Origin of the sequence: Sporolactobacillus sp. STSJ-5, assembly GCF_024385605.1 — a bacterium.
Taxonomy (GTDB): Bacteria; Bacillota; Bacilli; order Bacillales; family Sporolactobacillaceae; genus Sporolactobacillus.
Genome location: NZ_JANFOJ010000006.1, coordinates 186036 through 195578, shown reverse-complemented (window position 1 = coordinate 195578; position 9543 = coordinate 186036). Strand labels below are relative to the sequence as shown.

The following is a 9543-nucleotide window of genomic DNA, read 5'->3' as shown; positions in this document are numbered from 1 at the left end:
TTTTTTCTCTGAATAAGCGGAAAAATTACCCTTATTTACAGGCAAAACTAGCGCCATGGTGCATATAACCGGAAAATCTCCGCTTATTTTACTCGTTACTTAATGAAGGACCGGGCGGTTTTTGCCTGGCTTTTCTTGCAACGTTAGCACCAGATGATGATTTTGTAGGGCGTGGTCTGTGCGAGGATACTTTTTGTCGAGGGACCATAAATCACAATTAAATTCCGATTGGCGGGATTGTGCGAAAAATACTGTCCATTTGTTAGTAAAATTTGTGTAAAAGGTGCCGGTGTCAAGATTAATTGTCCGTCACTGCTCAGAAGATGATCGTTGAAGAAATCGACTTTGACATTTTGATTCGGATCATCTTTAACGATGATGAGCGCTCGATACTGTGGAGGATAAATCAGTGGAACAGGTACGTTTCCGTCATAATAACCCGTGATCCTGTCGCCCACGGCTACTCGGACATGATCCACAAAGTAGGTCGTAGGCGATACGACAAAATTTACGGTACCGGAATGATTTTCTAGGGTAAATAGTTTGTAACAGCCCTGACCTTCTTCGCTTGGTCCGATCATAAAATCACTGATCATTGTGACCACGCCTTGAAAGGATTGCCAGTTAATGTTCATTTAAATCACCCGGATTCTCTGCAGATTTATTCAATCTACACTATGACAATGGCCCGAATCGGTGATTCGTAATTGAATGCTTGAGGGCATAAAAAACCGTGTTCAGATTTCTGAACACGGTTGGTCAGCCTGCTTGTCCTGTTAAGGATTCAGTATGTTTTCAATTTGATTTAATGTTTCTGTATTAAGTGCGACATCAGCCGCCTTAGCGTTATCCACGATTTGGTCGGGCCTGCTGGCGCCGACAACGACACTGGCAACGTTGTCTTGACGAAGAATCCAGGCGAGTGCCAACTGAGCCATGCTGATGCCAAGTTCGGCAGCGATTTTCTTAAGCTCAGCAACTTTATTCAAGTTATCTTCCGTCAAATACTCTCGGATACCGCCTTTGTTTTCAGCTGCCCGACTTCCGGATGGGAAATCGCTAATCGACGTATATTTTCCGGCCAGAACACCCTGAGCGAGCGGAGACCAGCATACTTGGCTGACTCCATGTGCCTGACTCGCGGGAATGACTTCTTTTTCAATTTCTCGTGCGAGCATATTGTACTTCGATTGATTGGCGACAAAATGATTGAGCAATTTCTGATCGGCAATCTGCGCGGCCTCGGTGATCTGAGCTGCGGTCCATTCGCTGACGCCGATATAGTTGACTTTGCCCTGGTGGATCAGGTCATCGAACGCGCGCAAGGTTTCTTCAATTGGTGTTTCGTTATCAAAGCGGTGGCAGTAGTACAGATCGATGTAATCGACATCCAGTCGTTTTAGACTGGCATTCGCTTGCTCCATGATATGCTTACGAGACAGACCGCGGTCATTCGGTCCGTCGCCCATTGGGAAGTAGACTTTTGTTGAGAGTACGATTGATTCGCGGGGAAAGGCTTTGATTGCTTTGCCAACCACTTTTTCCGCTTCTCCGCGCATATAGACATTTGCCGTATCAAAGAAATTAATGCCGAGATCATAAGCTTTTAGAATCGTATTCACTGCATTTTCGTTGGCGACATAGCCACCGTAAGTTAGCCAGCTGCCGAGACTGACGGTGCTGACCTTAAGACCTGTGTTGCCAAGACGACGATAGTTCATGGAAACCCTCCTCAAGCCATATTTAATTATCGTTGTGTGTATGCTGCAACGTATAGTTCTATGATAATCTTGCGCATTTGTAAGCGTCAAACAATAGGGGAACAAAAAGCTAGTATGTGCAACGATTGATTCGGATGTCCGTTTGGCAATAGCTCTGTTTTTCGGTTGCTATTTTAATTGGCCATGATATAATAAAAAACAACCTTAAACAGAAAGGATCTCGAAGATGATGAACCAGCTGAAGACGAAAGACTGGTATTATTATACTTTCTATTACTTTAGATAGTCGTTCGTACCCCTCTGTGTACGAACGAGTCATTCGTTTGTATCTAGAGTTGGGGAGCTAATAATACAGCACCAGCCGGATGCAGTAAGGCAGAAAACCCGACTGGTCAGAAAGCTTCAGCATTATCTTGAGATTTCTCGAAACCAGCCGGATCGCTATTGGCTGGTTTTTATTTTTCATTATAGATAAGGGATAGGAGAGGAAAAGATGGAGAACGCAAGGCATCTACGTTTGAAAAGTGTGTTGTACCTGAATTATTTGGTGCATGGAATGGGCTTAATCATCCTGACGCAGAACATGAGGGCATTGGCGGAGAGCTGGCAGACGCCGCTCGCGACGGTTTCCTATGTCGTTTCCGGCATCGGAATCGGACGTTTGCTTGCGTATTACATTTTAGGCACATTGTCTGACAAATACGGACGGAAAACATTCATTGCCTTTGGTATGATCAGCTACGCGGTTGCTCTTTTCGGCATGGCAGTGACCACTGATTTTAAGATTGCTTATTTACTAGCGATACTCCTCGGTGTTGCTAACTCCGCACTGGATTCCGGAACTTACCCTACATTTCTTGAATTAAAGGGAGAAAATGGGTCAGCCAATATTCTGATTAAAGCAGCAATGTCGATTGGGGAATTCATCTTGCCGATCATGATTGCCTTTAATGAAAGCATCAATGGCTGGTACGGCATTATTTTTCTTTTCGTTGGAGCAATTGTTCTGATCAATCTGCTGATGCTGATTAAACTTCGATTCCCGGAACGAGTGTATCAGGAAAAAAGTCAGGCAGCATCGAATACGAGAGCAGTGAGGATTTCGCGGGCACGAATTGGCTTGTTCATCATTCTCTCGTTATACGGATATTGTTCCATGGCGATGATGATTCTCTTTACGCAATGGATTACCTTATTCGGCGTTAGCGTTCTGCACATGAGCAATTTTTCTGCACATTTTCTTTTGTCGCTCTACAGCATAGGATCAATCACGGGTGTGCTGTTAATCTTTATTTTGCTCCACCGGATTACTGATGAAATGAGATTTGTAGCGATTTTGAATGGCCTTTCATTTCTGATCCTGCTTGTCATTTGTTTTTCCGGTAATGCAATGCTCGTTACGCTTTGCTCGTTCTTTTTCGGTATGACAGCCGCAGGCGGTGTCATGCAGGTGGGTTTGAATATTTTCGGCAAGCTTTTCCCGGAGAAAAAAGGAAAGATAACAGGTATTTATTTTTCTTTTGGCAGTCTTGCTTCATTTACGATCCCGATTATTACCGGTATGCTCTCTCAATACAGTTTTGCCGCCGTCATGCGTGCGGACGGTGTGATCGCCCTCTTTTCTTTCGTCTTATGTATGATTGGTCATCGTCTCATGGAAACAGCGGATAATCAGAAGGCCGTTCTGGTCCGATGAAAACGATCGTTATTGACGGGTTAGGTCTGATCGGCGGATCGCTCGCGATGGGGATCAGAAAGCAATGGCCGAATGCTAAAATTTATGCAGTTGATACCAATCGGGCATCTCTTGAATTTGCCAAAGTACAAGGCATTATCGATGATGGCTGCGATACGTTAGAAGATATTACGAGGCAAGCAGATTTCATCATTCTTGCGACATCGGTCGATTTAATCCTCACGCATCTGAACGTATTGTCACAGCTTAAGTTAAAGAGAGGCGCTATCGTCACGGATGTCGGAAGTACAAAAAAGGAAATCATGGAGTATTCGGAACCGCTTATACATCAAGGAATATCATTTATCGGTGGGCATCCGATGGCAGGCTCGCAGCGAAGCGGCATCCATGCCGCACGTTCGGATCTGTTCCAGGAGGCAAATTATTTCCTGATTCCGCATGACGAGGATATAATGAGCGAGCAGGCCATGGGACAAATAAAAGAACTATTAAACGGATTGGGCGTCTGCTGGAAACAGTTATCAGCGGAAGCACATGATCGAATAGTCGGTCAGCTCAGCCATCTCCCGCATATTCTTGCGGCAGGTCTCGTTAATCGGACAAAGTGTGAAGCGGAGCAAATGCATTTCCCAATCCAGTATGCAAGCAGCGGATTTAAAAGCACGACGCGGATTGCCGCATCCGATCCACAGATGTGGACAGCCATTTTGCAAAGTAATTCGGACATACTGATTGAAGATATTGAGCGTTTTGAATCTTATCTTGATGAAATGAAAACGGCACTTCAAAAGGGTGATATGGAATACATCTGCCGCTATTTTCGTCAGGCGAAGGCGATCCGAACAACCTTAGACCAAGATAAAACATATAATTCAGATCGTTTCAGGTGATAAAAAAATGGTGGAAGCAATAGTGACAGGTTTTATGGGAAGCGGAAAAACGACGATAGGCAAATTGCTGGCAAATGGTGCGCATCGAAGGCATCTTGATCTGGATGATCTTATCGTGCAGCATGCATCAAAAACAATAAATCAGATCTTCGCCGAGCATGGGGAAGCCTATTTTAGAGCGCTGGAGACAGAACTCTTGTCGGCGGCTCTCGGTCAATCCGGCGTTTTATCAACGGGCGGCGGAACAATCGGAAGTGAAAAAAATCAACAACTGCTCGGGAAAAATGAAGCTCCGGTGATTTACTTAAAAACCTCCTTTGAGTCAATTATCGAACGATTGAACGGCGATCAAACACGTCCTCTTGTTCGGAAGGGCACCGAAGCATTGAAAGATCTCTATCAGCGCAGAAGACACTATTATGAACAATCGGCTGATTTGGTCATCGTCACAGATGATAAGTCTCCGGAACAAATAGTGAATGAAATTCAACAAAGCATTAGGTTGTGAACCTCATACATGGTCTAGAAAGAAGCAGGAATCTCATGATCTTGCTTCTTTTTTATACAATAAGTGATCATAAGGAATTTGCTGCACGTGAGTTTGTTTTTGCGTTCATCTTCCGTTCATTAATAGCCGCTATCATCTGATTTTAAAGAACAAGCGATAAAAAATCCGTCTGTAGGTGGAGATCATTCCCGTCGCGCGTTCATTATAAAAAATCTGGATTCCAATTATAGTAGGAAAAAGAGGAGGAATGAACATGAACGTAAATAAAAACATGCCAGTCAATGGCAAATGGGCCGTTGAAGCGCAAGGATTAGTCAAAAAATTTGGCAGCAACTATGCTGTTAACGGCGTCAATCTTAATGTGAGGCCGGGAGCTATTTATGGTGTGCTCGGGCCAAATGGAGCAGGGAAAACCACAACAATTAAAATGCTTGCTACTTTATTGCGACCTGATGCAGGATCGGCAAAAATATTCGGATACGATGTGGTCAAGGAGCCACAGATTGTACGTCAATTGATCGGAGTAACAGGACAGTATGCTTCGGTTGATGAATCGCTCACAGCAACTGAGAACTTGGTAATTTTCTCTCGGCTGCTTGGCCTAGGACGTGCAGAAGCAAAGCATAAATCAGCAGAACTGCTTGAAGAATTTGGCTTAACAGAAGCTGCAAAACGTCCGTTAAAAAATTTTTCAGGAGGCATGCGGCGCCGCCTCGATCTGGCAGCAAGCCTGATCGCCCAGCCGCCGCTCATTTTTTTGGATGAACCGACAACAGGACTGGATCCGCGGACGCGCAATCAAATGTGGGACACCATTCGCCGATTGGTCAAGACAGGTTCAACCGTGCTTTTGACAACGCAGTACTTGCAGGAAGCAGATGAACTGGCGGATCGGATCGCGGTCATTGATCGCGGGCGAGTCGTTGCGGAAGGTACAGCAGATGAGCTGAAAGCCTCAATCGGTCGCTCATCGCTGCAATTGAGAATCCAGGAGTCTCAAGATACTGAGCTTGTGCGCCGGACTGTTGAACAGGTGCTTCGTGTTCATTCCGCCGTTTCACCGGAAGGCGCTAAGATCACCGCACCAATGGCTGACGCAGACAAGGTTACCGATCTTCTTATTGCACTTCGGGCAGCCGGAATCAAGCTGGCTGAAATGAGTGTGCAGAAACCGACCCTCGACGAGGTTTTTCTGACCATCACCGGTCATGGGGTTAAGGAGGACGCATCAGAGGAGACGGACGCACGAAAAAAAATGAACGAGGAGGTTAAGTGATGAAGAACGCTTCCATTACACCGGTATCCGAACGCCGGCTGAAAAATAACACCAGCCTTGGACAGACTTTTCGCAATTCATTAACGATGGCTTACAGAGGATTATTGAAAATTCGGCGCACACCCGAGCAATTATTCGATGTCACACTTCAACCCATTATCTTTACACTGATGTTTACGTATATCTTTGGCGGAGCAATCTCCGGAGATGTACAAAGCTATCTACCGGTTATTATTCCCGGCATCCTCGTGCAGACAGTCATCACGACATCAATCGTTACAGGGGTGCAGCTGCGTGAGGATATGGATAAAGGCGTATTCGATCGATTTAAGTCGCTGCCGATCGCGCGTATCGCCCCACTTGCCGGAGCTCTGCTGGCGGATACGATCCGCTATACCATTGCGACCGTACTCACGTTCTCCATGGGGTATATCATGGGCTACCGTCCTGACGGAGGCTTGGGAAATGTCATACTTGCCGCTCTTCTTGTCATTGTGTGCTCCTGGGCAATCAGCTGGATCTTTGCGTTTTTTGGTGTGATCGCGCGAACGGCTTCAAGCGTACAGGGCATCTCAATGCTGGTACTGTTTCCGCTCACGTTTCTTTCCAATGCGTTTGTACCGGTCAAAACAATGCCGAGCTGGCTCCGATGGTTTGCAGACATCAATCCGGTTTCGCATTTAATTACAGCAGTTCGGCATTTGACGAACTCCGGAAGCTTCGGTTGGGATTTTGCATTGACGCTTATCGGTGCGGCAGTTATTGTAATTGTTTTTGCTCCGCTTACCGTTCGCGCGTACATGCGCCGTACTTGAACTTAATTTTTAAACCTGCGATCATTTGATTCATTTATATGCCGGTGATGGAATCCGTGAAAATAAGTCTTAAGGCGTAGCGAATTCCCCGCCTCACGCTCATTATCAAAACTCCAGCCGTGCATTATAGTAAGCATATAGACTTAGATCTGCATAAGTAATGGATTATTTTTTCGCTGATCAAGCTCGTACAGGGCTTACGAATGTGTCACGAAAGGAACGAATGAAAATGGGAATGATCTTTGGATTCATTGCAGCGATTATTGTTTTTGTCGTGCTTATCGTGGTTGGCGGCGCGTTAATTACAGCCTTTGCGTGGATTGCGGTCGGTATTCTTGCACTGATTTTATTTCTCTTTTTCGGGTTTATGCTGAAATGGTTATTGATCATTTTGATCATTGTAGCTATCTGGAAATTAGTGAAATGGATGTTCACGAGATAATTCCGAAAGCAGTTGAGAGAATGTCACTACTTGTTTTTGGAAAACTATTCGCGATTTCCATATTGAAAGAGCAGATCTGCACGAGGCGATCTGCTCTTTTGTCATGTTCCTGTCTTACAGATTAAGCTAATACCAACTGGTAGGCCCATCGTTTTCCGTTCGGCATATCCAAATGAACAACGCCGCGATACTCGAATCCTGCTTGCTTGATGACATGCTGCATGCGGGGATTTTCAGGATGCGTATCAATGCGGATGTCAGTATGGCCATTCAGTGCAGCGGCAGTAATGAGAAATGTCATGAGCGAAGAAGCCAAATGACGGCCGCGATAATCAGGAGAGAGCGCTACTCGATGAATGGATGCATATGAGGATGCACTCGTTTGAATCCAAGAGCCGGACTCAATGGCCTCATAGGCAGGTTCTATTTTCGCAAAAAGAACTCCGGTACCTGCAACTCGTCCGTCAACGATGAGCACATGGCTGATCTCCTGGGCGATATCCTCTTTCAAGGTTGCGTCGTCTGGGTATCCGTCCTGCCATTGATCAATTCCATCAGCCTTCAATAAGAGCTTAGCCTCATCAATAATCTTTTTAATCTCAGGAAAATCATGGCTTGTTGCCTTACGTAAATAAGTAGTCAAACGTGGTCCCCCTATCGCAATTCATACTCCTGTTGCAAAAAAATCTATGTATGCTCATTATAGGATACAGGTTCAACAAGAGGCAATTAATACACTAGTGTTTAACAAGGGAATCGTTGAAAGATGACACAATAAATAAAGGCAATGTGCTGCTAATAAAAATGGAGGAATGAACATGGATAAAAAAGAGCGTGCAACAATATTGGGTATTGGGGTCATCGGAGGGATGATTACAGGTTTGGTTTTTAAAGCTGTGTATCCGTGCCTTGTGTCAGGCATCCTTGTATCGGCGATCATAACGGTCATGCTGACACAGAAGCAGAAAAGGAATCAAAAATGAAGGTCACTAAGATCTTTACTTTTATTATGGGCCAAACAATGAACGTGAGACGTATTAATCACGTATACATATGATTTGCGATGCTCCGAGCCTAAATAGTTACGCTTTTTCTCCTTGATACGGTAAACTTAAAACGAAAAGTAGGACCACAGTACTCAAAGTAACCAGTGGTGATCAAAAAAGTGAGAGGCTTCTCGTGTAGTATGGAGAAAAATAAAGAATTCGGCCTTGGTGCGACATCGGGGCTGCTTCTTTGTAATCGAGTGATGACAAATTCATTTGGGAGTGGAGCATATGGTATTAGGTTCAATTGAAGCAGGCGGAACAAAATTTATCGCGGCGATCGGTGATCATCAAATGAATATCATCGACACGATTACAGTTCCGACAACGAAACCGGAAGAAACGATGAAGCCGATTTTTCGTTTTTTCGATCAGTTTCAACTCGATGCGGTCGGTATCGGTTCCTTTGGCCCAATTGATGTTAACCAGGATTCGAACACCTACGGGTATATTACATCAACTCCGAAACCCCATTGGAAAAATTTTAATTTTGTCGGGAATCTGAGCAGTCATTATGAAGTGCCGATCGCGTGGAATACGGACGTGAATGCGGCAGGCTATGCTGAGTATGTTTTGGGGAACGCCAAGGGTACGAAAAGCTGTCTGTATTTGACGATCGGTACCGGGATCGGCGGAGGCTTTGTCAATCAAGGCAAAATTCTGAATGCATACAGCCATCCGGACGATAACTATGAGGGAAATTGTCCGTTTCACAAGGATTGTCTGGAGGGGATGGCTTCCGGTCCGGCAGTTGAAAAGCGTTGGGGGAAAAAGGGTGTTGATCTTGCCGAACGGTCCGAAGTCTGGGAGCTTGAAGCTTATTACCTTGCTCAAGCACTGATTAGTTACACACTTGTTCTGCGTCCGGAACGGATTATTCTGGGAGGCGGGCTCATGAAACAGAAGCAGATATTTCAGCTGATCAGAGCGCATTTTAAGAACATGCTTAACGACTATGTGGATCTGCCTGACTTAGAAAACTACATCCAGCCTGTTGGACTTAACGATCAGGCAGGAATTATCGGCGGCTTTTTGCTGGCGAAAAATCAATTGGAAAAATAAATAGGTTTGCATGCAAAAATCCCTCCTAGACCGGTACTAAACCGGTGAAGGAGGGAGTTTCAAATGATGATCTTAAATTTGCCGGCG

The 9543-nt window shown here is 45.0% G+C and carries 11 protein-coding genes; 8 read left to right on the top strand and 3 right to left on the bottom strand.

All coding sequences use genetic code 11. The annotated features are described in order from the left end of the window. Nucleotides 1-143: 143 nt before the first annotated feature. The gene (locus NOM01_RS08190) at nt 144-635 is read right to left on the bottom strand and encodes a hypothetical protein (RefSeq protein ID WP_255747926.1); all 492 of its coding nucleotides are present in this window, start codon (nt 633-635) and stop codon (nt 144-146) included. Nucleotides 636-776: 141 nt separating this feature from the next. Then, nucleotides 777-1721 (bottom strand): aldo/keto reductase family protein, encoded by a 945-nt coding sequence (locus NOM01_RS08185; RefSeq protein ID WP_255747924.1) that lies wholly within the window; start codon nt 1719-1721, stop codon nt 777-779. Nucleotides 1722-2214: 493 nt separating this feature from the next. On the opposite strand from NOM01_RS08185, the gene NOM01_RS08180 reads away from it, so the two are divergent. The 6 genes from NOM01_RS08180 (at nt 2215) to NOM01_RS08155 (ending at nt 7348) form a co-directional block, all read left to right on the top strand. Further along, complete coding sequence (locus NOM01_RS08180) at nt 2215-3417, top strand: MFS transporter (protein ID WP_255747922.1); 1203 nt, start codon at nt 2215-2217, stop codon at nt 3415-3417. Then, a complete protein-coding gene (locus tag NOM01_RS08175) occupies nt 3414-4307 on the top strand; it encodes a prephenate dehydrogenase (RefSeq protein WP_255747920.1) in 894 nt (297 codons plus the stop codon). Before NOM01_RS08180 ends, NOM01_RS08175 begins: the two co-directional genes overlap by 4 nt. Before the next feature lie 7 nt (nt 4308-4314). Then, a complete protein-coding gene (locus NOM01_RS08170; protein WP_255747919.1) occupies nt 4315-4815 on the top strand; it encodes a shikimate kinase in 501 nt (166 codons plus the stop codon). Nucleotides 4816-5068: 253 nt separating this feature from the next. Continuing rightward, on the top strand, nt 5069-6091 hold the full coding sequence (locus tag NOM01_RS08165; RefSeq protein ID WP_370645992.1) for an ATP-binding cassette domain-containing protein: 1023 nt from the start codon (nt 5069-5071) through the stop codon (nt 6089-6091). After that, nucleotides 6091-6906, top strand: coding sequence for an ABC transporter permease (locus tag NOM01_RS08160; RefSeq protein WP_255747916.1), 816 nt, complete (start codon nt 6091-6093; stop codon nt 6904-6906). Before NOM01_RS08165 ends, NOM01_RS08160 begins: the two co-directional genes overlap by 1 nt. A gap of 160 nt (nt 6907-7066) precedes the next feature. Next, the gene (locus tag NOM01_RS08155; RefSeq protein WP_255747914.1) at nt 7067-7348 is read left to right on the top strand and encodes a hypothetical protein; all 282 of its coding nucleotides are present in this window, start codon (nt 7067-7069) and stop codon (nt 7346-7348) included. A 121-nt stretch (nt 7349-7469) separates the two neighbouring features. On the opposite strand, the gene NOM01_RS08150 is transcribed toward NOM01_RS08155, so the two are convergent. Then, entirely contained in the window at nt 7470-7991 is a 522-nt protein-coding gene (locus tag NOM01_RS08150) for a GNAT family N-acetyltransferase (protein ID WP_255747913.1), read from the bottom strand. Nucleotides 7992-8166: 175 nt separating this feature from the next. Here NOM01_RS08150 and NOM01_RS08145 point away from each other — a divergent pair, with 175 nt between their 5' ends. Continuing rightward, nucleotides 8167-8331, top strand: coding sequence for a hypothetical protein (locus NOM01_RS08145; protein WP_255747911.1), 165 nt, complete (start codon nt 8167-8169; stop codon nt 8329-8331). Between the two features lie 294 nt (nt 8332-8625). Further along, nucleotides 8626-9456, top strand: coding sequence for an ROK family protein (locus NOM01_RS08140; protein ID WP_255747909.1), 831 nt, complete (start codon nt 8626-8628; stop codon nt 9454-9456). Nucleotides 9457-9543: the final 87 nt, after the last annotated feature.

Bases quoted from the DNA above. Each gene is read 5' to 3' on its own strand.
- NOM01_RS08165 (WP_370645992.1), top strand. From the start codon at position 5,069: ATGAACGTAAATAAAAACATGCCAGTCAATGGCAAATGGGCCGTTGAA.
- NOM01_RS08145 (WP_255747911.1), top strand. From the start codon at position 8,167: ATGGATAAAAAAGAGCGTGCAACAATATTGGGTATTGGGGTCATCGGA.
- NOM01_RS08140 (WP_255747909.1), top strand. From the start codon at position 8,626: ATGGTATTAGGTTCAATTGAAGCAGGCGGAACAAAATTTATCGCGGCG.
- NOM01_RS08180 (WP_255747922.1), top strand. From the start codon at position 2,215: ATGGAGAACGCAAGGCATCTACGTTTGAAAAGTGTGTTGTACCTGAAT.
- NOM01_RS08170 (WP_255747919.1), top strand. From the start codon at position 4,315: ATGGTGGAAGCAATAGTGACAGGTTTTATGGGAAGCGGAAAAACGACG.
- NOM01_RS08185 (WP_255747924.1), bottom strand. From the start codon at position 1,721: ATGAACTATCGTCGTCTTGGCAACACAGGTCTTAAGGTCAGCACCGTC.
- NOM01_RS08155 (WP_255747914.1), top strand. From the start codon at position 7,067: ATGGATTATTTTTTCGCTGATCAAGCTCGTACAGGGCTTACGAATGTG.
- NOM01_RS08175 (WP_255747920.1), top strand. From the start codon at position 3,414: ATGAAAACGATCGTTATTGACGGGTTAGGTCTGATCGGCGGATCGCTC.
- NOM01_RS08160 (WP_255747916.1), top strand. From the start codon at position 6,091: ATGAAGAACGCTTCCATTACACCGGTATCCGAACGCCGGCTGAAAAAT.
- NOM01_RS08190 (WP_255747926.1), bottom strand. From the start codon at position 635: ATGAACATTAACTGGCAATCCTTTCAAGGCGTGGTCACAATGATCAGT.